A 19,954-nucleotide genomic window follows, 5' to 3' on the forward strand; every position below is an offset into this window, starting at 1 on the left:
GAGAATAATGATGAGCTTTATGTTGGCACTGCCAAAAATTAGCCTGCATGGCACCGGCGCGATTGCCGATATGGCGAACCTCGTGGCGAATAAACAATGGGGCAAAGCGCTGATCGTCACCGATGGTCAACTGGTAAAACTGGGCCTGCTGGATAGCCTGTTTGCCGCGCTGGATGAACATCAGATGTCTTACCACCTGTTTGATGAAGTGTTTCCAAACCCGACGGAAGAGCTGGTGCAGAAAGGTTTCGCGGCGTATCAGGACGCAGAATGTCACTACATTATTGCCTTCGGTGGCGGTAGCCCGATCGATACCGCTAAAGCGGTGAAGATCCTGACCGCCAACCCCAGCCCTTCTACTGCTTACTCCGGCGTAGGCAAAGTTAAAAATGCGGGTGTACCGCTGGTCGCCATCAATACCACCGCCGGTACGGCAGCAGAGATGACCAGCAACGCGGTCATTATCGACTCTGCTCGTAAGGTCAAAGAGGTGATCATCGACCCGAATATCATCCCGGATATCGCCGTGGATGACGCCAGCGTCATGCTGGACATTCCGGCATCCGTCACCGCCGCAACCGGTATGGACGCCTTAACCCACGCGGTGGAAGCCTATGTTTCCGTTGGTGCGCATCCGCTCACCGACGCTAACGCGCTGGAAGCGATTCGCCTGATCAACCTGTGGCTACCAAAAGCGGTCGACGACGGTCATAATCTCGACGCGCGTGAGCAAATGGCATTTGGTCAGTATCTGGCGGGGATGGCCTTTAACAGCGCTGGTCTCGGTCTGGTGCATGCGCTGGCGCACCAGCCGGGCGCAACCCATAATCTGCCACACGGCGTCTGCAACGCCATCCTGCTGCCGGTAATCGAAAACTTTAACCGTCCAAACGCCGTGGCGCGCTTTGCCCGCGTAGCGCAGGCGATGGGCGTCGATACCCGTGACATGAGCGATGAAGCGGCAAGTATGGAGGCCATCAACGCGATTCGTGCACTCAGCAAGCGTGTCGGTATTCCTGCGGGCTTTAGTTCACTTGGCGTGACGAAAGAGGATATTGAGGGCTGGCTGGATAAAGCGTTGGCCGATCCGTGTGCGCCGTGCAACCCGCGCACCGCCAGCTGCGACGAGGTCCGCGAGCTGTATCTGGAGGCGTTATGATTCGCAAGGCCTTTATAATGCAGGTGAATGCCGACGCGCACGTTGAGTACCAGCGTCGTCATAACCCCATCTGGCCAGAACTGGAAAAAGTGCTGAAAGAACACGGCGCCCATCACTACGCGATTTATCTCGATCAGGCGCGCAATCTGCTGTTCGCCACCGTTGAGATTGAGTCCGAAGAACGCTGGAATGCCATTGCCAGCACCGACGTTTGCCAACGTTGGTGGAAGCATATGCGCGACGTAATGCTGGCCAACCCAGACAACAGTCCGGTCAGCGCAGAGCTAAAAGAAGTGTTTTATTTGCAGTAGTCTTGTAGGCCGGATAAGGCGCTAACGCGCCGCATCCGGCACAACGCAACATAACAGTTAGTTCTGCTCAGAAACCAGAATCGCCTGGGTGTCAGGCTCCAGCGCTTTAAAGATATGGGCCTGGTCAGCGGGGTAACAAATATAGTCGCCCTCGCCTAACTCCTCCGGCGCTTCCGTCAATCCCACCATCGCCTTACCCTGCGTCACGATGATGTGTTCAACCGATCCCGGTGGATGCGGCTGTGAAATCCGATCCGCGCCCGGCTGCGTTAGCAGCAGATAGATATCCCGCCGTGCCCCCGGTGGGCAGGCGGCCAGTAAAATGGCCTGATAGTGGGCCTGCTCAGCCACGACTTTTGTTCCTTCGCCGCGGCGAATCACCTGCGTTTTTTGTTCCTGCGGTTCCAGCAGGCGCGCAAAGGGAATATCCAACGCCACACACAGCGACCAGAGCGTTTCCAGGCTAGGATTGCCATTGCCCGCTTCCAATTGCGAGAGTGTCGATTTTGCAATCCCTGCGCGACGGGCAATCTCTGCCAATGACAAACCGGTGCGCTGACGTTCACGCACCAGGCTTTTCGCGATCATACTGATGGGCTGGGTCATTCACGACTCCATGTTCTTTATATCGAACGAATCGTTCGACTTGTAATATTAACTGGTCGCGTTCATTATAATGGAAATTCGTTCGATATGGCTAAAATGGTATGAAACATTATTTTTCCAGTCTCAAAGGCGACACAATAAAAGCAATATTTTTAGTCTGTCTGGCCGTCGGCGTAGTCGGCATGTCATACGGCTCGCTGGCAATGGCCTACGGCTTCCCGCTGTGGGTACCGTTTGTGCTCTCAATTACCGTGCTAGCGGGTGCATCCGAGTTTATGTTTATCGGCATCGTCGCCAGCGGCGGTAACCCACTGGCGGCTGCGGCTGCCGGTTTACTGGTCAACGCCCGACACATCCCGTTTGGCGTCACGGTGCGCGATCTTGTGGGCTCCCGGGCTGCGAGTTTCCTCGGCTGTCATATCATGAACGACGAAAGCGTAGTATTCGGCCTGTCGCAAAAAACACCCGAACAACGTAAAGCAGCCTATTGGCTGTGCGGTCTGGGCGTCGCTATTTTCTGGCCTGTTGGCACACTGATCGGCGCGGGCGTCGGCAAACTGCTCCCCGCCCCAGAAACCATCGGTCTGGATGCCGTCTTCCCTGCTATTTTATTGGCCTTAGTGGTCCCGGCCTTTAAAAACCGCACCACGCTGATTCGCGCCTGTAGCGGTGCCGGGTTGTCGCTTGCCGCCATCCCCTTTGCGCCGGTCGGTTTACCGGTTTTGCTCTCACTGTTTGGCTTACTGACGAGGAAAAAATAATGGGCAACATGACGCTGTTTATCATCGGTATCGCCATCTTATCTCTGGGAACCTATTTAATGCGTTTAGGCGGAGCGAAGCTTGGGGGTCGTTTAGCGTTCTCGGAACGCTCGCAGGCGCTGCTTTCCGACGCCGCAACGGTATTACTGTTCTCCGTTGCGCTGGCGACCACCTTTTACGAAGGCGAACACTTTGCCGGTATGGCGCGGGTTCTTGGGGTTGGCTTCGCGGTATTTCTCGCCTGGCGCAAGCTGCCGCTAATTGTGGTGATCGTTGCCGCCGCGGTGGTGACCGCATTGCTGAGAATAGCGGGCATAAACTAAAAAAGCGCCCCAAGGGCGCTCTTTCGACAGTACTGAGGTATCTTATTTCAGCAGTTCAGCAGTCATGTGCACGCGGTTGCCGGTGTAAGCCTGAGTGATTTTATAATCGCTGGCGCCTGCACGTTCAGCCTGGGCGGCAATTTTTGCTTCAGCACTTTCCAGCGTAGAACCGGTTGCGGTAACTGTCTGAGCAGCGAAAGAACCGAAAGAAGTAGCCAGAGCGATAACTGCGACAAAAGTTTTGATGCTTTTCATGATATAAACCCTTTAACTTAGTTGTTTGAGTAAGGCACCGTGCCTTGATGTGATAAATAATAGCCCTCACATCGCACAACTAAAAGCGGAAGGATTTGCCAGTCTTATTCAAAATAATTGAATGCTTGTTATTCAGCTATCAGACGCTCAGGGTGTGTATAAATCGTCGCCCTGCCCGGTTTGCAAAAGCCCACCAGCGTCAGGTTGCAGCGCTCGGCAACTTCTACCGCCAGCGTTGTCGCCGCAGAAACAGCAAACAGGATCTCCACGCCGCACATCGCCGACTTCTGCACCATCTCGTAGCTGGCGCGGCTGGAGACTAATACCGCACCCTGTTGCCAGGTTTCGCCTTCGATTGCGCGTCGCCCCAGCAGTTTATCCAGCGCAACATGACGCCCAACATCTTCATGCCCGCCCGCCAGATGACCTGACGGCTGTACCCAGGCAGCCGCGTGCGTGCAGCCTGTCAGTTGCCCCACGGGTTGAAAATCATTGAGATGTCGTAAAGCGTGATCGAGATTCACCAGATCGAATGTCTGGGTAAACGGCAGCGGCTGGACTGGCTTGCCAATGTCATTGAGCTGCTCCACGCCACAAACGCCGCAACCGGTGCGACCGGCCAGCGCGCGACGACGCTCCTTCAGCCCCATAAATCGACGACTGGACAGCTCAACCTGCACTTCTAATCCGTTACAGGAAGGAACCACTTCCATTGCGTAGATATCCTGTGGGCGCTCAATAATGCCTTCAGAAAGTGAAAAGCCCATCGCAAAGTGCTCAAGATCTTTCGGTGACGCCATCATTACCACGTGTGAAATCCCGTTGTAAACCAGCGCAACCGGTACTTCTTCAGCGACGACATCCGGCTGAGGATGTTGCAAATCCTCGCGTTTCCAGAGGGTCAACTGGCGCGATCCTGTCAAAGTCGTCACATTTTTGATGTTTTCTCGAATAATCTTATTCACTTTCTTTTAACCATATTGGAACACGCATACCAACATTGTGGTATTCTTTACAAATCCCTCCTGGACGGAGGGAAATTCACCCAATTCTGGACCTTTGCGGTCCCGTCCGCAAAGAAAAATAACAACCACTTCCCTCACGCTCGAGTAACGGAAAAGTGAGGGAACGTGACAATGTCGAAAAAGGAGCAAACCATGCAGGTCAGCAGAAGGCAGTTCTTTAAGATCTGCGCTGGCGGTATGGCAGGCACCACGGCAGCGGCACTGGGTTTTGCACCCGGCGTAGCGCTCGCGGAAACACGGCAATATAAACTGCTGCGTACCCGCGAAACCCGTAACACCTGCACTTACTGTTCCGTTGGCTGTGGACTGTTAATGTACAGTCTCGGTGACGGAGCAAAAAACGCCAAAGCATCCATCTTCCATATTGAAGGGGACCCGGATCACCCGGTTAACCGTGGCGCGCTGTGCCCGAAAGGGGCAGGACTTGTGGACTTCATCCACTCCGAAAGTCGTCTGAAATTCCCGGAATACCGCGCACCAGGCTCTGATAAGTGGCAACAGATAAGCTGGGATGAGGCATTTGACCGCATCGCTAAGCTGATGAAAGAAGACCGCGACGCAAACTACGTTGCACAAAACGCCGAAGGCGTAACCGTTAACCGCTGGCTTTCCACCGGGATGCTGTGTGCTTCCGCTTCCAGTAACGAAACCGGCTATTTAACGCAAAAATTCTCCCGCGCGCTCGGTATGCTCGCGGTCGATAACCAGGCACGCGTCTGACACGGACCAACGGTAGCAAGTCTTGCTCCAACATTTGGTCGCGGTGCGATGACCAACCACTGGGTCGACATTAAAAACGCCAACCTCGTTGTGGTGATGGGCGGTAACGCCGCTGAAGCTCACCCGGTCGGATTCCGCTGGGCGATGGAAGCTAAAATTCACAACGGCGCGAAGCTGATTGTGATCGATCCGCGCTTTACGCGAACCGCAGCGGTGGCTGATTTCTATGCGCCGATTCGTTCCGGTACTGACATTGCTTTCCTGTCAGGCGTCTTGCTGTACCTGCTGAACAACGAAAAATTCAACCGCGAATACACTGAGGCCTATACCAACGCCAGCCTGATCGTGCGTGAGGATTACGGTTTCGAAGATGGCCTGTTCACTGGCTACGACGCGGACAAACGCAAGTATGACAAAACCAGCTGGAACTACGAGCTGGATGAAAAAGGCTTCGCCAAACGCGATGTCACCCTGCAACACCCGCGCTGCGTGTGGAACCTGCTGAAACAGCACGTCTCCCGCTACACGCCGGACGTTGTAGAAAATATCTGCGGTACGCCAAAGGCTGACTTCCTGAAGGTCTGTGAGTACATCGCAGAAACCAGTGCCAAAGATAAAACCGCGTCGTTCCTGTACGCCCTTGGCTGGACACAACACTCCGTAGGTGCGCAGAACATCCGTACCATGGCGATGATCCAGTTGCTGCTTGGCAACATGGGGATGGCCGGCGGCGGTGTTAACGCCCTGCGCGGTCACTCCAACATTCAGGGTCTGACCGACTTAGGCCTGCTGTCACAAAGCCTGCCGGGCTATATGACACTGCCGAGCGAAAAACAGACTGACCTGCAAACCTACCTTGCCGCCAACACGCCAAAACCGTTGCTGGAAGGTCAGGTGAACTACTGGGGTAACTACCCGAAATTCTTCGTTTCGATGATGAAAGCCTTCTTTGGCGATAAAGCGACAGCGGAAAACAGCTGGGGCTTCGATTTGCTGCCGAAGTGGGATAAAGGGTACGACGTGCTGCAGTACTTCGAGATGATGAACCAGGGCAAAGTGAATGGCTATATCTGCCAGGGCTTTAACCCGGTCGCGTCATTCCCGAATAAAAACAAGGTCGTGGCTTCACTGTCCAAACTGAAATTCCTGGTCACCATCGACCCACTCAACACCGAAACGTCTACCTTCTGGCAGAACCACGGTGAGTCGAACGATGTTGACCCGTCGAAAATCCAGACCGAAGTATTCCGTCTGCCGTCCACCTGCTTCGCCGAAGAGAACGGTTCTATCGTTAACTCCGGTCGCTGGCTGCAGTGGCACTGGAAAGGCGCGGATGCCCCGGGGATTGCCGTTACCGATGGTGAAATCCTCGCCGGTATCTTCCTGCGCATGCGCAAGATGTATGCCGAGCAGGGTGGCGCGAACCCGGAACAGGTGCTGAGCATGACCTGGAACTACTCCACACCACACGAACCGGCTTCGGAAGAAGTGGCGATGGAGAGCAACGGTAAAGCGTTGGCCGACATTATCGACCCGGCAACAGGTGCAGTCATCGTTAAGAAAGGCCAACAGCTTAGCTCGTTCGCCCAACTGCGTGACGACGGCACCACTTCCAGCGGCTGTTGGATTTTTGCCGGTAGCTGGACGCCGGAAGGCAACCAGATGGCACGTCGCGATAACGCCGACCCATCAGGCCTTGGCAACACGCTGGGCTGGGCATGGGCGTGGCCGCTCAACCGACGCATTCTGTATAACCGCGCTTCCGCTGATCCGCAGGGGAATCCGTGGGATCCAAAACGTCAGATCCTGAAATGGGATGGGGCGAAATGGAGCGGGATGGATATTCCGGACTACAGCGCCGCCGCACCTGGCAGCAACGTTGGGCCGTTCATCATGCAACCGGAAGGGATGGGACGCCTGTTTGCTATCGATAAGATGGCGGAAGGTCCGTTCCCGGAACACTACGAGCCGTTTGAAACGCCGCTGGGGACTAACCCGCTGCACCCGAACGTTATCTCTAACCCTGCCGCGCGCATCTTTAAAGGTGACGCGGAAGCACTGGGTAAAGCAGATAAATTCCCGTACGTCGGTACGACCTATCGTCTGACCGAGCACTTCCACTACTGGACCAAGCATGCGCTGCTCAATGCCATCGCACAGCCGGAACAGTTTGTGGAAATTGGCGAGAAGCTGGCGAATAAACTCGGTATCTCTCACGGCGATACCGTCAAAGTCTCCTCTAACCGCGGCTACATTAAAGCCAAAGCAGTGGTGACTAAACGTATTCGCACGCTGAAGGCCAACGGTCAGGATATCGACACCATCGGTATTCCGATTCACTGGGGCTACGAAGGTGTGGCGAAAAAAGGCTTTATCGCTAACACGTTAACGCCATTCGTCGGTGATGCGAACACGCAGACGCCGGAATTTAAGTCCTTCCTCGTGAACGTGGAAAAGGTGTAACGGAGACGACCTATGGCTTATCAATCGCAAGACATCATTCGTCGTTCCGCCACTAACGGTTTCACCCCCGCGCCTCAGGCGCGGGACCATCAGGAAGAGGTGGCGAAGCTTATCGACGTCACCACCTGTATCGGCTGTAAAGCGTGTCAGGTGGCGTGTTCAGAATGGAACGACATCCGTGATGAAGTGGGCAACAACGTTGGGGTGTACGACAACCCAGCTGATTTGACCGCTAAATCCTGGACGGTAATGCGCTTCTCAGAAGTGGAACAAAACGACAAACTGGAGTGGCTTATCCGCAAGGATGGCTGTATGCACTGTGCCGATCCGGGCTGCCTGAAGGCGTGTCCGGCTGAAGGCGCAATCATTCAGTATGCCAACGGTATCGTCGACTTCCAGTCCGAGCAGTGTATCGGCTGTGGCTACTGTATCGCAGGCTGTCCGTTCGACGTGCCGCGCCTCAACCCGGAAGACAATCGCGTCTACAAATGTACGCTGTGCGTTGACCGTGTCGTGGTCGGGCAAGAACCGGCCTGCGTGAAAACCTGCCCAACCGGCGCGATTCATTTCGGTACTAAAGAGTCGATGAAAACGCTGGCAGGCGAGCGTGTGGCGGAGCTGAAAACGCGTGGTTACGAAAACGCGGGTCTGTACGATCCGGCAGGCGTTGGCGGTACGCACGTCATGTACGTATTGCACCATGCTGACAAGCCGAATCTGTATCACGGCCTGCCGGAGAACCCGGAAATCAGCGCCACCGTGAAATTCTGGAAAGGCATCTGGAAACCTCTCGCAGCCGTCGGCTTTGCAGCGACATTTGCGGCCAGTATCTTCCACTACGTCGGTGTAGGCCCGAACCGCGCGGAAGAGGAAGAAGACAACCTGCATGAAGAAAAAGACGAGGTGCGCAAATGAAACGACGTGACACCATCGTGCGCTACACGGCGCCGGAACGCATCAACCACTGGATCACTGCCTTCTGCTTCATTCTGGCGGCAGTGAGCGGGATGGGCTTTCTCTTCCCGTCTTTTAACTGGCTGATGCACATCATGGGCACTCCGCAACTGGCGCGAATTGTGCACCCGTTTGTCGGCGTGATCATGTTTGCCTCGTTTATCATCATGTTTTTCCGTTACTGGCACCACAATCTAATCAATCGGGATGATATCTTTTGGGCGAAGAATATTCGTAAGATTGTCGTCAACGAGGAAGTAGGTGACACGGGACGTTATAACTTCGGCCAGAAATGCGTATTCTGGGCGGCGATTATCTTCCTGGTCCTGTTGCTGGTGAGCGGAGTGGTCATCTGGCGTCCGTATTTTGCACCTGCTTTCTCAATCCCGGTGATCCGATTCGCGTTAATGCTGCATTCATTTGCCGCAGTAGCGCTAATTGTGGTTATCATGGTGCACATTTACGCCGCCCTTTGGGTGAAAGGCACCATTACCGCGATGGTGGAAGGATGGGTTACCAGCTCATGGGCGAAGAAACATCACCCGCGCTGGTACCGTGAAGTCCGCCAGAAACAGGAAAAGTCATCTGAATGAGTATTCGCATAATCCCGCAAGATGAGCTGGAGAAGAGCGAGAAACGCACGGCGGATATGATTCCGCCGTTATTATTCCCCAGACTCAAAAATTTGTATAACCGCCGTGCTGAGCGCCTGCGCGAGTTGGCCGAGAACAACCCGCTGGGCGACTACCTGCGCTTTGCCGCGCTGATCGCCCACGCGCAGGAAGTGGTGCTGTACGACCATCCGCTGCAGATGGATCTGACCGCGCGCATCAAAGAAGCGAACGATCAGGGCAAACCGCCGCTGGATATCCACGTCCTGCCACGCGACAAGCACTGGCAAAAGCTGCTGCAGTCGTTGATTGCTGAGCTGAAGCCAGAGATGAGCGGTCCCGCGTTAGCGGTGATCGAGAATCTGGAAAAAGCCTCAGAGCAAGAACTGGAGCTGATGGCCAGCGCGCTGTTTGCCTCTGATTTTGCCTCCGTCAGCAGCGACAAAGCACCGTTCATTTGGGCTGCCCTGTCGCTCTACTGGGCGCAGATGGCAAGCCTGATCCCCGGCAAAGCCCGTGCGGAATACGGTGAACAGCGTCAGTACTGCCCGGTGTGTGGTTCAATGCCGGTCTCCAGCATGGTGCAAATCGGTACCACCCAGGGTCTGCGTTATCTGCACTGCAACCTGTGCGAAACCGAGTGGCACGTGGTGCGCGTGAAGTGCAGCAACTGCGAGCAGAGCCGTGATTTGAACTACTGGTCACTGGATAACGAACAGGCGGCAATCAAAGCTGAAAGCTGCGGCGACTGCGGGACTTACCTGAAGATTCTCTATCAGGAAAAAGACCCGAAAGTCGAAGCCGTGGCCGACGATCTCGCCTCACTGATGCTGGACGCGCACATGGAGCAAGAGGGCTTTGCCCGCAGCTCCATCAACCCGTTCCTGTTCCCGGGTGAAGGGGAGTAAGTTCTTCGCACTACCGGGCGGCGTAAGTCGCCCGGGTTATAATGTATACGGTGTGACCACACCGGATAGGCCTGCAAAATCCTTAGTATTTCGCGTAACCAGCGTAAGACGATGAATCTGTGCTGTTGCCAAAATAATGGCATCCGGCAATTTCATCCCATATTCCTGTCTGATACTCACGCTTCGTTCAGCAATATCCTGTGAAACGCCGATCACGTTAAAAGCACCTAGCGCAACACGAGTACGGGCTTCCTGATGGTATTTTTTTGCACCCACCATCACCTCCATCCATGTAATGAGGCTGATTGCATTCTGCGGCGGCCATGTTTCTATCGCTAGTTTTGCTTCATTTCTCCCACTAAACAGATCGATGAGGATGTTGGTATCAAAAAGCGCGGATCCTTTGACCATTACCATTCCTCACGGAGTTTACGCTGGTATTCAACACCATCTTCCTCACAGCCTTGCCACAGCCCAAGAGCACGTGAAATTGTGGTTTCAGCCTGATCCTGTCTCTCAAGATACTGTTCAACGGCCTCCCGTAAAAGTTCTGCTCGCGGCAGGTTGCGCTGCACCTTGAGATCATCAAGACGTTTAATCACTTCATCTGATAAATCGAGTAAAATTCTGCCCATATCCACCCCAGCCATCATACTCATATATACCTCCAGTATATCATCAGCGATTAATTTCCACACAACATACACCTGAAAAAAGCGAGAAAATAGCCTCCACGCGAACGATTTTTACTTTTGCGAGCCGCTTTCCAGATTCATTCCCACCCCTATTTTTCCCATTTTCATTCTTAGTAATCCAGGTTATAAACCTGTATATCCATACAGATAAGAGTATTTAAAAATGGCACTGGAAAGCGGGATTGCGCAGTTAGTTGAGGCATTTATCGCGGCGGGACGCCCTTCTTCCCGTGAGCAAAATATTGATGACCGGAGAGCGGCCTATATTGCCAGTACGGCGCTGGCCGGAGAAACTGAAACCCGCGTACAGGCTGAAGATATTGAACTCGATGCCATGGCATTTCGCGTTATTTCGCCGCGGGACAGCACGGGAAATCTCCCCTGCGTTATCTATTATCACGGCGGCTGCTTTGTCAGCGGTGGATTTGCCACACATGATAACCAGCTAAGGCAACTCGCCTGGTACAGCGGCTGTCGGGTCATTGCGGTGCAGTATCGTCTCGCACCAGAGCATACCTTCCCGGCAGCACATAACGATGCTGAAACCGGGGCCAACATTATCTGGAAGTATGCCCAGAAACTGGGAGTAGACCGGGACAACATTACGCTTGCTGGCGACAGCGCAGGTGGACACCTGGCGCTGGTCACCGCACTACGCCTGAAAGCTACCAGGCAATGGCAACCTACGCAGCTTATGCTGATCTACCCAATGCTGGACGCAACCGCCAGCTTTGCGAGCTATGACCATAATGGACGGGATTACATTATCACTCGCGACACACTGCTTTCGGGCTACGAAATGTATATGCCGAAAACCGATCCATTACATCCCGAAGTCAGCCCACTCTGGCGCAAAGACTTCAACGGTTTACCGCCCACGCACATCATTACTGCTGAATTCGACCCACTGCGAGATGAGGGTGAAGCCCTGTATCAACGGTTCCTGAAGCAAGGCGTGGAGTGCTCTTGCCAACGCTATCTCGGCGTCATCCACGGTTTTTTCCAGTTGGCAGGGGTGAGCCCGGCGGCACGAAATGTGATGCGAGATGTGGCCTGGAGGCTTGGCCAATAAGGATGTTCATGAGTTCTGAAATTAAGGAAGGTACCCGTCAATACAATCATCGACAGCATGCGATTTTTATCAAAATGCGGATTATGGCATTTTCATAATCCGCATTTTACATCAGCAAATGAACCCAACATTACATTTTAGCCAGAGGACCTACTCTTCCTCGTTACCGCCTTCTTCATATGCGCCAAACGGTTTCGCAGGTAGCACAATGTAAGTACCTTCAAACACGACGCCCGGAGTGTCATCGCCAAACACCCCGACCTGCATCTGAACTCGCGCCTTGCGACCTCTTGCCAGGCGGTCGAGGTCACCGCTCAACGACCCCAGATCGGCAATAGCAGTTGGTTTCCCGGTGATCGGCCTGCTGTATCGGATATGCGCGTCGGCCAGGATTATTGTCCCACCCAGATGACGCTCGCGCAGCATCAGCCAGATAAGTCCCCAGCCCGTTAGCGTAGCCAGTGAAAACAGGCTACCGGCAAACAGGGTATGGTGCGGATTCTGATTGCCTGTCTCGGGCATCGTGGTGATAAATTTCTGCCCAGTGTACTGCTGAATGCGTACGCCCATTTTCTCACTCAATGGAATATGTTCGTACCAGGCTTGTTGTAACTGTCCGCACCAGTCACCGCGATGGAGAATATCGTCCAGCGTCGCAATGGGCTTAATCATCAAAAAGTGGCGCACCGGCGTGGTTTGCGGCGTGGTGATTTCCCCCTGGCTCACAAAACCGAGCTTGGCGAAAAATTCGACCGCATCTTCACGGGCACTACAGGTTACGCGTTTGACCCCTTCCTGACGCGCCACAGACTCCAGAGTCATCGCCATCAGCGTGCCCAACCCTTTCTCTTGCACGGAAGGGTCTACGGCCATAAAGCGTATGGAAGCTTCATTATCCGCATTGATATACAGACGCCCTACCGCAACCAGATTCCCCTCTTCGTCCACCACCATCTGGTGATGCGCCATCGCGTCCCAGGCATCCCGTTCGGAGCCTTTTGGCTGGTGCAATGGTTTACGCAGCATCTCCCAGCGAAACTGGTAGTAACGCTCCAATTCTTCCTCTGTTTGCGGTACTCGAAGGTGATACATAGTCGTATTCTCTCTTGTTGTCCGCGGCCATACCGGTAGCTGGTTCATACTTGTAACCAGAACGTCACCGGGCCATCATTAACCAGTGAAACCTGCATATCCGCAGCGAATCGACCGGTTTGCGTATTCATTTCCTGTTGGCGGCAACGCTCAACAAAGTATTCATACAGCGCTTCTGCACGCTCGGGCGCTGCGCCTTTCGAAAACCCCGGGCGCATGCCACGCTCGGTATCTGCCGCCAGCGTAAACTGTGAAACCACCAGCACGCTGCCGCCTGACTGCTGCACGTTGAGGTTCATTTTACCTTCGGCATCGCTAAAGATTCGATAACCGAGTACACGCTCGCACAGGCGATTCGCTTTCTGTTCGTCATCATCCCTTTCGACACCTAACAGGACCAAAAGTCCTGGGCCAATTTCACCCGTCACCTCGCCCTCCACGGTGACGCTGGCACGGGTTACGCGCTGAATTAATGCAATCATGGTTGCTCTGCTTCTTCTTCTTTTGCGGCTTGTTTAAGTTTGCGGTATTCCCCGAGAGTGACAGTTATTTCCGCGCCTAGCAAGACGATACACCAGGTCCAGTATACCCAGACAAATAAAATGGGGATCACCGCCAGAACACCGTAAATGAGCTGATAAGACGGGAACATCGTGATATAGAGCGCAAATCCTTTCTTTCCGGCTTCGAACAACACAGCAGCCACAAAGGCACCAATAACCGCATCACGGTTGGGTACACGCGCAGTCGGTACAATGCTGTAAAGCAGCCAGAACGAGAGCCAGGAAAGCACCAGCGGGAAAATACGCAGGACGTTATCAATCACCGTGTTGAGATCGCTGGCCCAGCGCAATGACAACAGATAAGAGCTGATCGCCAGACTGGCCCCCGCCAACAGCGGCCCCAGCGTTAAAATCATCCAGTAGACGGCGAAAGAGTAAACTTTAGGGCGAGTACGCTTACTGCGCCAGATAGTATTCAACGCATTATCAATGGCATACATCAACAATAACGCTGTGACAATCAGCCCACATGCCCCGACTGCCGTCATTTTGTTCGAGTTGGCGACAAACTGTTCGATATAACGTTGAATGACGTCTCCCGTTGCCGGGATAAAGTTTGCGAAAATAAAATGACGTAACTGGACACTGACGTCGGAAAACATCGGAAATGCGGCGAAAAGCGCAAATACGACGGCAATAAGCGGCACTAATGAGAGCAACGAAACGTAGGCAAGATTCCCTGCCAGCGTCGTCATATTGTCCTCATCAATCCGCTGCCATAATAGCTTCAGCCAGTCTCGTACAGGACGCGTATGATGCCTGGCTTGCTGCTGAACATTTTTTAGCATAACAACGTCGCGAAATAGTCAGGAATGGTCTTTTTATCGACGACCTGGATACTGGTGATCCCTAACCGGTTAGCCCCTTCAATATTATCGGCGTTATCGTCAAAAAAGACCGCATCGTGCGCAGAAAAACCTTCAGACTGCAGGACGTGCTGGTAAATCCGCGCTTCCGGTTTACGCATGCCCAGTTCCTGGGAAAGGTAAATATGGTCAGCAGCCTGACGGATCTCGGGATATTCATCCGGCCAAAACGTGGTGTGCAGGCGGTTGGTATTCGACAAGACGACCACCCGATGCCCCTGCTCACGCAGCTTTTGCATGATGTCGATGACCTCAGGGCGCAAGGCGACAAAAACGGCCTGCCAGCCGTGAGAGAACTGCTCGTAACTTAGCGGCAGCGCCATCTCATGACATAGCGCCTCGGCAAAGGCTTCATCCGTTATTTCACCTCGCTCGTGCTGGTGAAAAGCCTCCCCCATGGTGAAACTTTGCTTTAGCGAAGCCAACGGTACACGACTTAGATCGCTCCATGTGCCCAACACGCGGTTGAAGTCGATATCGACAATCACATTACCCAAATCAAAGATATAGAGCATGCCCTTCTCCTTATTCGCCGTGGATGAATAACTGTAGCGGGAAAGGAGAAGTTTGACTATGCGAGAGTGATGGCTACGAACTTATCAAGCCATCATTAGAAGGAATTACACGGCCAGAGCATCATCCTGTGAAGGACTCACCTGCACAATTTCAACCTGCTGTGACTGGAGTAAATTGTGTAATGCCGGATCTGGGTATTCATCAGTAAACAACGCAGTCACCTGAGACACGTTACCAATTTCTACCGCGGCAGAAGCCGTATATTTCGTATGATCCGCTGCCAGCAGAATGTGTCTTGAATGGGACATCATCGTTTTCACTACGCTGGCTTCATTGACATCAAACTCCAGCAGCGCGCCATCACTTTCGATCGCACCAACGCTGGTAACCAGGTAGTCGGCCCGAAAATCAGCCACAAATGCTGAAGCAGAAGGGCCAATGATGCCGCTGTTGTGCGGGCGTAACGTTCCACCTGGTACCATAACTTCAAAACGTGGGTTGTTATACAGAATGTGCGCCACGCGTAGGCTGTTGGTAATAATGCGCAAATGATTATGGTTTAACAGCGCGCGGGCCACCTGCTCAACGGTGGTGCCAATGGTAATAAACACCGTTGATCCATCGGGAATGTAGTCAGCCACCGCTTCCGCGATGGCCTTCTTCTCTTCCGTCCAGGAAACTTCACGCTGCTCAAACGCCGTATTCACCACGCTGGAGGCTCTGCCCGCGCCACCATGATGACGCGTAATTAATCCCTGCTCGCTGAGTTTACGAATATCACGACGCACAGTTTGCGTGGACACGTCCAGCAGGCTCGCCAGCTCGTCGATATTCATATAACCGCGCTCGCTAATCAGCATCAACAGCTGATCGTGCCGCGGGTTACCGGTCAGTTCGGTAAGACTCATGAAATTTCCTCGAAAAACCATTGCCCTGGCATTTTATACAAAAAGTGACAGAAAAGATCGGGTTTGATCACAGTCAGGGATTCCGGCCCTTCCTCCCGGGCGAGTGCATTTTAACGCAGCAACCCCACTGGCAAACCTGACGGCCTCTTCTGGAGCATCGCCACCCGCCAGGCTGAATGCGAGCGCACCGTGGAAAACATCCCCAGCTCCCGTAGTATCCACAACATCGACTTTAAATCCAGATTGATGCTGCAACGTATTATTTTTTATCCAGTCACAGCCTTCGCTCCCTCGTGTCACATAGACATGACCATTTGTGAGCGTTTTTGCTTGTTTAAGTCCAGCTTCAGAATCATTTATCCCGGTTAAACGCGCCAGACCCGGTTCAGAGAACGCCGCATGATCGCTCAACGCCACCAGCTCGCTGATATCTTGTGGCGTGACGTCACCATCCAGTACCGTCATCACTCCCGCCCGACGCGCCAGCGTGAACGCCTGCCTGGCACCTTCGTGCCAGCGAACATCCGCCAACACCACATCCCACTGGGAAAAATCGATCTCATTCAGCCAGGCAGCATCCGGCAGTAAATCCGGGCTGGGATAGTTAACGATAATCCGTTCTCCTTGCGCATCAACCATAATTGCCGATTGCGAAGATTTTGCCCCCGCATAGCGCCGGGTGTAGCGGGTGTTTACCCCCAGGGATTCCAGCTCTGCCAGCAGGCTATTTCCGGTGTCGTCATCGCCCACACGGCCAATAAAGTCCACCTGCGCGCCCAGCTTCGCTGCAGCCACTGCGGCCGTTGCAGCAGGCCCGCCGCCCACTTCCGTATAACGCTTCGCCACATACTTACCTCCTTCGGTCGGTAAACCTTCCACGTAATAGATGCGATCCATCACGGCAATACCTACACAAGCAATACGAATCATGGTCATTCCTTAGGCGTTTCAAGATGGGATCATTTTAATTTCACAAAATGTTTAAAAAGTGACGGCTGTCAATTTTTTGACCATAAATTACAAATACGATCAAAAACAGACAAAAACAAACGACCTTAAATGACAAAAAATGACATCCACGTCTCAGGAGAACGTTATGGCAGTTATAGCATTTATCGGATTAGGTCAGATGGGTTCACCCATGGCGAGCAACTTGCTGAAGCAGGGTCATCAACTCAGCGTCTTTGACGTTAACCCGGATGCCGTTCAGCGCCTGGTGGAAAAAGGAGCCCAACCTGCCAGCAGCCCGGCTCAGGCAGTAAAAGGGGCAGAATTTGTCATCACAATGCTGCCAAACGGCGATCTGGTGCGCAGCGTACTGTTCGGCGAGCAGGGTATCTGTGAAAGCCTTTCCCCACAGGCATTAGTGATTGATATGTCGACTATTCACCCACTGCAAACCGACAAACTGATCGCCGATATGCGTGACAAAGGCTTCGACATGATGGATTGCCCGGTTGGACGTACCTCCGATCACGCTATCGCGGGAACGCTGTTGCTGTTGGCAGGTGGAACGGCACAGCAGGTAGAACGCGCCACACCGGTTCTGATGGCGATGGGTAATGAATTGATCAACGCAGGCGGTCCCGGCATGGGCATTCGCGTCAAGCTCATCAACAACTACATGAGCATCGCGTTAAACGCCTTGTCTGCTGAAGCCGCCGTGTTGTGCGAAGCGCTCGGCCTCTCCTTCGATGTGGCCTTGCAAGTCATGAGCGGCACTCCCGCCGGGAAAGGCCACTTCACTACCTCCTGGCCGAACAAAGTGCTGAAAGGCGATCTTTCCCCGGCCTTCATGATCGATTTAGCTCACAAGGATCTTGGCATCGCGCTGGACGTTGCCAACCAACTACATGTGCCGATGCCGCTCGGTGCCGCCTCCCGCGAAGTCTATAACCAGGCACGCGCCGCTGGACGTGGCCGGGAAGACTGGACGGCCATTCTTGAACAGGTTCGCGCATCCGCCGGGCTAAATAAACACACAGATAAGTAAGGACTGAACAATGACGAAGTACACCCTGAAAGATATCACCCGAGCTTCCGGCGGTTTTGCCATGCTGGCGGTCGATCAGCGCGAAGCCATGCGCTTAATGTTTGCCGCTGCGGGTGCAAAATCCCCGGTCAATGACAGCGTGCTGACCGATTTCAAAGTCAATGCGGCAAAGATCCTGTCCCCCTATGCCTCCGCCATTCTGGTCGATCAGCAGTTCTGCTACCGCCAGGTTGTAGAGCAAAACGCGGTTGCCAAAAGCTGCGCCATGATTGTGGCCGCTGATGAGTTTATTCCGGGTAACGGAATTCCGGTCGATAGCGTAGTGATTGATAAAAAAATCAACCCGCAGGCTGTGAAGCAAGATGGTGCTAAGGCTCTCAAACTGCTGGTGCTGTGGCGTAGCGATGAAGATGCCCAACAGCGCCTGGACATGGTGAAAGAATTCAATGAGTTATGCCATTCCAATGGGCTACTGAGCATCATCGAGCCGGTTGTTCGCCCACCGCGTCGTGGCGATAAGTTCTGCCGTGAACAGGCCATCATCGATGCCGCGAAAGAGCTGGGCGACAGCGGTGCCGATCTCTACAAGGTCGAAATGCCGCTGTACGGCAAAGGAACCCAACAGGAATTGCTTAGCGCCTCTCAGCGCCTGAATGAAAACATCAACATGCCGTGGGTCATTCTCTCCTCTGGTGTGGATGAAAAACTGTTCCCACGCGCGGTCAGCGTAGCAATGACCGCAGGCGCATCCGGCTTCCTGGCCGGGCGTGCGGTCTGGTCATCCGTCGTGGGTCTGCCGGATACCGAACTGATGCTGCGTGATGTTTCCGCACCGAAGTTGCAGCGTCTGGGCGATATCGTCGACGAAATGATGGCCCGCCGCTAATAGAGGATCAAAGCATGAAATGGTTTAACACCCTAAGCCACAACCGCTGGCTGGAACAAGAAACCGATCGCATCTTTAACTTTGGTAAGAACGCGGCGGTGCCCACCGGGTTTGGTTGGTTAGGAAACAGTGGTCAGGTCAGAGCGGATATGGGAACACATCTGTGGATCACCGCCCGCATGCTGCACGTCTATTCCGTTGCCGCCTCCATGGGTCGCCCAGGTGCATATCAACTCGTCGACCACGGCATTAAGGCGCTGAACGGCGCGCTACGCGACACACGCTACGGCGGTTGGTACGCCTGCGTCAATGACGAAGGAGTGATGGATGCCTCCAAGCAGGGTTATCAGCATTTCTTCGTCTTACTTGGCGCGGCAAGCGCGGTCACTACCGGTCATCCACAGGCCAGAAAATTGCTGGATGACGCCATAGAGGTGATTGAGAAGTACTTCTGGAGCGAAGACGAACAAATGTGCCTGGAGTCCTGGGACGAAGCCTTCAGCCAGACAGAAGATTATCGCGGCGGCAACGCTAACATGCACGCGGTCGAGGCTTTCCTGATCGTGTATGACGTGACTCATGACCGTAAATGGCTCGATCGCGCACTGCGTATCGCTTCGGTGATTATTCACGACGTGGCCCGTAGCGGGGAGTACCGCGTCAATGAACACTTCGATTCACAGTGGAATCCAATCCGCGATTACAACAAGGACAACCCAGCTCACCGTTTCCGCGCCTACGGTGGCACGCCGGGTCACTGGATCGAGTGGGGCCGCCTGATGCTGCATCTACATGCCGCGCTGGAAGCTCGCTTCGAAACGCCTCCTGCCTGGCTGCTGGAAGATGCAAAAGGACTTTTCCACGCCACTATCCGCGACGCCTGGGCACCGGACGGCGCAGACGGTTTTGTCTATTCGGTGGATTGGGATGGCAAACCGATCGTTCGCGAAAGAGTGCGCTGGCCGATAGTCGAAGCGATGGGTACCGCCTACGCCCTGTACACCCTCACAGGCGACAGCCAGTACGAAGCCTGGTACCAGAAATGGTGGGATTACTGCATCACCTACCTGATGGATTACGAGACCGGTTCATGGTGGCAGGAGCTGGACACCGATAACAAGGTGACCACCAAAGTCTGGGACGGCAAGCAGGATATTTATCACCTGCTGCACTGCCTGGTGATCCCACGTCTGCCGCTGGCTCCGGGCCTTGCTCCGGCTGTTGCCGCCGGTCTGCTGGATATCAACGCTAAATAAGTAACAAGGTG

At 53.9% G+C, this 19,954-nt stretch carries 23 protein-coding genes; 12 read left to right on the plus strand and 11 right to left on the minus strand.

Annotated features, from left to right (window positions below):
• Window positions 1-10 precede the first annotated feature (10 nt).
• On the plus strand, window positions 11-1,159 hold the full coding sequence (fucO, locus tag GFB57_RS03660) for a lactaldehyde reductase (RefSeq protein WP_290366972.1): 1,149 nt from the start codon (window positions 11-13) through the stop codon (window positions 1,157-1,159).
• Window positions 1,156-1,470, plus strand: coding sequence for an L-rhamnose mutarotase (rhaM, locus tag GFB57_RS03665; protein WP_003028728.1), 315 nt, complete (start codon window positions 1,156-1,158; stop codon window positions 1,468-1,470). Before fucO ends, rhaM begins: the two co-directional genes overlap by 4 nt.
• A gap of 57 nt (window positions 1,471-1,527) precedes the next feature.
• Here rhaM and GFB57_RS03670 read toward each other — a convergent pair whose 3' ends face one another.
• Entirely contained in the window at window positions 1,528-2,076 is a 549-nt protein-coding gene (locus tag GFB57_RS03670; RefSeq protein WP_003028726.1) for an XRE family transcriptional regulator, read from the minus strand.
• A gap of 101 nt (window positions 2,077-2,177) precedes the next feature.
• On the opposite strand from GFB57_RS03670, the gene GFB57_RS03675 reads away from it, so the two are divergent.
• Window positions 2,178-2,837, plus strand: a complete 660-nt coding sequence (locus GFB57_RS03675; RefSeq protein WP_003028720.1) for an AzlC family ABC transporter permease — start codon at window positions 2,178-2,180, stop codon at window positions 2,835-2,837.
• Entirely contained in the window at window positions 2,837-3,160 is a 324-nt protein-coding gene (locus GFB57_RS03680; protein WP_003028717.1) for an AzlD domain-containing protein, read from the plus strand. The genes GFB57_RS03675 and GFB57_RS03680 overlap by 1 nt, the downstream gene beginning before the upstream one ends.
• Window positions 3,161-3,202: 42 nt before the next feature.
• On the opposite strand, the gene GFB57_RS03685 is transcribed toward GFB57_RS03680, so the two are convergent.
• Together GFB57_RS03685 and fdhD are read right to left on the minus strand one after the other, a co-directional pair.
• Window positions 3,203-3,415: a DUF1471 domain-containing protein gene (locus tag GFB57_RS03685; protein ID WP_003825262.1), complete on the minus strand. Its 213-nt coding sequence runs from the start codon at window positions 3,413-3,415 to the stop codon at window positions 3,203-3,205.
• Between the two features lie 128 nt (window positions 3,416-3,543).
• Complete coding sequence (gene fdhD, locus GFB57_RS03690; protein ID WP_003028711.1) at window positions 3,544-4,380, minus strand: formate dehydrogenase accessory sulfurtransferase FdhD; 837 nt, start codon at window positions 4,378-4,380, stop codon at window positions 3,544-3,546.
• Window positions 4,381-4,572: 192 nt separating this feature from the next.
• Between fdhD and fdnG the strand changes: the two genes are divergently transcribed.
• Genes fdnG through fdhE form a run of 4 tightly spaced genes read left to right on the plus strand, consistent with a single transcriptional unit; the run spans window position 4,573 to window position 10,096 of the window.
• On the plus strand, window positions 4,573-7,623 hold the full coding sequence (gene fdnG, locus GFB57_RS03695) for a formate dehydrogenase-N subunit alpha (RefSeq protein WP_085952512.1): 3,051 nt from the start codon (window positions 4,573-4,575) through the stop codon (window positions 7,621-7,623).
• 12 nt (window positions 7,624-7,635) lie between these two features.
• A complete protein-coding gene (fdoH, locus tag GFB57_RS03700; RefSeq protein WP_003028691.1) occupies window positions 7,636-8,538 on the plus strand; it encodes a formate dehydrogenase O subunit beta in 903 nt (300 codons plus the stop codon).
• A complete protein-coding gene (fdoI, locus tag GFB57_RS03705; RefSeq protein WP_003028686.1) occupies window positions 8,535-9,170 on the plus strand; it encodes a formate dehydrogenase cytochrome b556 subunit in 636 nt (211 codons plus the stop codon). Before fdoH ends, fdoI begins: the two co-directional genes overlap by 4 nt.
• Complete coding sequence (fdhE, locus tag GFB57_RS03710) at window positions 9,167-10,096, plus strand: formate dehydrogenase accessory protein FdhE (RefSeq protein ID WP_003028685.1); 930 nt, start codon at window positions 9,167-9,169, stop codon at window positions 10,094-10,096. The genes fdoI and fdhE overlap by 4 nt, the downstream gene beginning before the upstream one ends.
• A 36-nt stretch (window positions 10,097-10,132) precedes the next feature.
• Here fdhE and GFB57_RS03715 read toward each other — a convergent pair whose 3' ends face one another.
• Together GFB57_RS03715 and GFB57_RS03720 are read right to left on the minus strand one after the other, a co-directional pair.
• Window positions 10,133-10,507, minus strand: a complete 375-nt coding sequence (locus GFB57_RS03715; RefSeq protein ID WP_003028682.1) for a type II toxin-antitoxin system VapC family toxin — start codon at window positions 10,505-10,507, stop codon at window positions 10,133-10,135.
• The gene (locus tag GFB57_RS03720; protein ID WP_162009218.1) at window positions 10,507-10,749 is read right to left on the minus strand and encodes a CopG family transcriptional regulator; all 243 of its coding nucleotides are present in this window, start codon (window positions 10,747-10,749) and stop codon (window positions 10,507-10,509) included. The genes GFB57_RS03715 and GFB57_RS03720 overlap by 1 nt, the downstream gene beginning before the upstream one ends.
• A 205-nt stretch (window positions 10,750-10,954) precedes the next feature.
• Between GFB57_RS03720 and GFB57_RS03725 the strand changes: the two genes are divergently transcribed.
• Entirely contained in the window at window positions 10,955-11,863 is a 909-nt protein-coding gene (locus GFB57_RS03725; RefSeq protein ID WP_003028676.1) for an alpha/beta hydrolase, read from the plus strand.
• Between the two features lie 150 nt (window positions 11,864-12,013).
• Here GFB57_RS03725 and fabY read toward each other — a convergent pair whose 3' ends face one another.
• The 6 genes from fabY to GFB57_RS03755 form a co-directional block, all read right to left on the minus strand.
• Entirely contained in the window at window positions 12,014-12,955 is a 942-nt protein-coding gene (gene fabY, locus GFB57_RS03730; RefSeq protein ID WP_003825286.1) for a fatty acid biosynthesis protein FabY, read from the minus strand.
• Between the two features lie 44 nt (window positions 12,956-12,999).
• A complete protein-coding gene (gene dtd / locus GFB57_RS03735; RefSeq protein ID WP_003028671.1) occupies window positions 13,000-13,437 on the minus strand; it encodes a D-aminoacyl-tRNA deacylase in 438 nt (145 codons plus the stop codon).
• A complete protein-coding gene (locus tag GFB57_RS03740; RefSeq protein WP_290366935.1) occupies window positions 13,434-14,306 on the minus strand; it encodes a virulence factor BrkB family protein in 873 nt (290 codons plus the stop codon). The genes dtd and GFB57_RS03740 overlap by 4 nt, the downstream gene beginning before the upstream one ends.
• Window positions 14,300-14,899, minus strand: coding sequence for a glucose-1-phosphatase (gene yihX, locus GFB57_RS03745; RefSeq protein WP_003028663.1), 600 nt, complete (start codon window positions 14,897-14,899; stop codon window positions 14,300-14,302). The genes GFB57_RS03740 and yihX overlap by 7 nt, the downstream gene beginning before the upstream one ends.
• 105 nt (window positions 14,900-15,004) lie before the next feature.
• Window positions 15,005-15,808, minus strand: a complete 804-nt coding sequence (locus GFB57_RS03750) for a DeoR/GlpR family DNA-binding transcription regulator (RefSeq protein ID WP_003028661.1) — start codon at window positions 15,806-15,808, stop codon at window positions 15,005-15,007.
• A gap of 33 nt (window positions 15,809-15,841) precedes the next feature.
• The gene (locus GFB57_RS03755; protein ID WP_003028660.1) at window positions 15,842-16,738 is read right to left on the minus strand and encodes a sugar kinase; all 897 of its coding nucleotides are present in this window, start codon (window positions 16,736-16,738) and stop codon (window positions 15,842-15,844) included.
• Between the two features lie 166 nt (window positions 16,739-16,904).
• On the opposite strand from GFB57_RS03755, the gene yihU reads away from it, so the two are divergent.
• The 3 genes from yihU to yihS are packed head-to-tail and all read left to right on the plus strand — an operon-like array spanning window position 16,905 to window position 19,943.
• On the plus strand, window positions 16,905-17,801 hold the full coding sequence (gene yihU / locus GFB57_RS03760) for a sulfolactaldehyde 3-reductase (RefSeq protein WP_008323155.1): 897 nt from the start codon (window positions 16,905-16,907) through the stop codon (window positions 17,799-17,801).
• A gap of 10 nt (window positions 17,802-17,811) precedes the next feature.
• Complete coding sequence (yihT, locus tag GFB57_RS03765) at window positions 17,812-18,687, plus strand: sulfofructosephosphate aldolase (RefSeq protein WP_003028656.1); 876 nt, start codon at window positions 17,812-17,814, stop codon at window positions 18,685-18,687.
• Between the two features lie 14 nt (window positions 18,688-18,701).
• Window positions 18,702-19,943: a sulfoquinovose isomerase gene (gene yihS / locus GFB57_RS03770; protein WP_003028654.1), complete on the plus strand. Its 1,242-nt coding sequence runs from the start codon at window positions 18,702-18,704 to the stop codon at window positions 19,941-19,943.
• Window positions 19,944-19,954: the final 11 nt, after the last annotated feature.

Origin of the sequence: Citrobacter sp. S39 (assembly GCF_009495675.1) — a bacterium.
Lineage (GTDB): Bacteria > Pseudomonadota > Gammaproteobacteria > Enterobacterales > Enterobacteriaceae > Citrobacter > Citrobacter freundii.

Excerpts from the sequence above, each read along its gene's own strand:
- fucO (WP_290366972.1), top strand. The coding sequence starts at position 11 with ATGAGCTTTATGTTGGCACTGCCAAAAATTAGCCTGCATGGCACCGGC.
- GFB57_RS03675 (WP_003028720.1), top strand. The coding sequence starts at position 2,178 with ATGAAACATTATTTTTCCAGTCTCAAAGGCGACACAATAAAAGCAATA.
- yihS (WP_003028654.1), top strand. The coding sequence starts at position 18,702 with ATGAAATGGTTTAACACCCTAAGCCACAACCGCTGGCTGGAACAAGAA.
- GFB57_RS03680 (WP_003028717.1), top strand. The coding sequence starts at position 2,837 with ATGGGCAACATGACGCTGTTTATCATCGGTATCGCCATCTTATCTCTG.
- yihU (WP_008323155.1), top strand. The coding sequence starts at position 16,905 with ATGGCAGTTATAGCATTTATCGGATTAGGTCAGATGGGTTCACCCATG.
- fabY (WP_003825286.1), bottom strand. The coding sequence starts at position 12,955 with ATGTATCACCTTCGAGTACCGCAAACAGAGGAAGAATTGGAGCGTTAC.
- GFB57_RS03670 (WP_003028726.1), bottom strand. The coding sequence starts at position 2,076 with ATGACCCAGCCCATCAGTATGATCGCGAAAAGCCTGGTGCGTGAACGT.
- rhaM (WP_003028728.1), top strand. The coding sequence starts at position 1,156 with ATGATTCGCAAGGCCTTTATAATGCAGGTGAATGCCGACGCGCACGTT.
- GFB57_RS03685 (WP_003825262.1), bottom strand. The coding sequence starts at position 3,415 with ATGAAAAGCATCAAAACTTTTGTCGCAGTTATCGCTCTGGCTACTTCT.
- yihT (WP_003028656.1), top strand. The coding sequence starts at position 17,812 with ATGACGAAGTACACCCTGAAAGATATCACCCGAGCTTCCGGCGGTTTT.
- dtd (WP_003028671.1), bottom strand. The coding sequence starts at position 13,437 with ATGATTGCATTAATTCAGCGCGTAACCCGTGCCAGCGTCACCGTGGAG.
- yihX (WP_003028663.1), bottom strand. The coding sequence starts at position 14,899 with ATGCTCTATATCTTTGATTTGGGTAATGTGATTGTCGATATCGACTTC.
- GFB57_RS03755 (WP_003028660.1), bottom strand. The coding sequence starts at position 16,738 with ATGATTCGTATTGCTTGTGTAGGTATTGCCGTGATGGATCGCATCTAT.
- fdhE (WP_003028685.1), top strand. The coding sequence starts at position 9,167 with ATGAGTATTCGCATAATCCCGCAAGATGAGCTGGAGAAGAGCGAGAAA.
- fdoH (WP_003028691.1), top strand. The coding sequence starts at position 7,636 with ATGGCTTATCAATCGCAAGACATCATTCGTCGTTCCGCCACTAACGGT.
- fdoI (WP_003028686.1), top strand. The coding sequence starts at position 8,535 with ATGAAACGACGTGACACCATCGTGCGCTACACGGCGCCGGAACGCATC.
- GFB57_RS03720 (WP_162009218.1), bottom strand. The coding sequence starts at position 10,749 with ATGATGGCTGGGGTGGATATGGGCAGAATTTTACTCGATTTATCAGAT.
- GFB57_RS03750 (WP_003028661.1), bottom strand. The coding sequence starts at position 15,808 with ATGAGTCTTACCGAACTGACCGGTAACCCGCGGCACGATCAGCTGTTG.
- GFB57_RS03715 (WP_003028682.1), bottom strand. The coding sequence starts at position 10,507 with ATGGTCAAAGGATCCGCGCTTTTTGATACCAACATCCTCATCGATCTG.
- GFB57_RS03725 (WP_003028676.1), top strand. The coding sequence starts at position 10,955 with ATGGCACTGGAAAGCGGGATTGCGCAGTTAGTTGAGGCATTTATCGCG.
- GFB57_RS03740 (WP_290366935.1), bottom strand. The coding sequence starts at position 14,306 with ATGCTAAAAAATGTTCAGCAGCAAGCCAGGCATCATACGCGTCCTGTA.